This window comes from Halomonas sp. SIMBA_159 (genome assembly GCF_046536035.1).
In the GTDB taxonomy this organism is placed as follows: Bacteria; Pseudomonadota; Gammaproteobacteria; order Pseudomonadales; family Halomonadaceae; genus Vreelandella; species Vreelandella venusta_A.
Window position 1 is genome coordinate 1 of record NZ_JAWJBT010000791.1, and the last position, 264, is coordinate 264.

1 protein-coding gene is annotated in these 264 nt (G+C 66.3%); it reads right to left on the reverse strand.

Annotation, left to right across the window (positions count from 1 at the left end):
- A partial coding sequence (locus R0J87_RS21385) for a condensation domain-containing protein (protein ID WP_498888810.1) occupies window positions 1-264 on the reverse strand: 264 nt, incomplete at both ends.

A 264-nucleotide genomic window follows, 5' to 3' on the forward strand; every position in this document is an offset into this window, starting at 1 on the left:
GCGAGTGCGTCGGCGCAACTGCGCGTGGAAGTCGCCGGTGGTGAGTTCCAGCGCGTTCACGCACTCCCAGCGCCACGCATCGGTCGTGTCAGTCACGGGCCTGACCAGTTGACGCGCCACGCCGTCGACATCCGCAAAGCGCGTGCGCAGCATCTCGTGACGGCGTACCACATCGTCGAGCGCCGTTCTCGCGGCATCCGCATCGAGCGGACCGGTCAGCGAAAGTGCAGCAGAAATGTTGTACGCGGGGCTGTCCGGATCGAG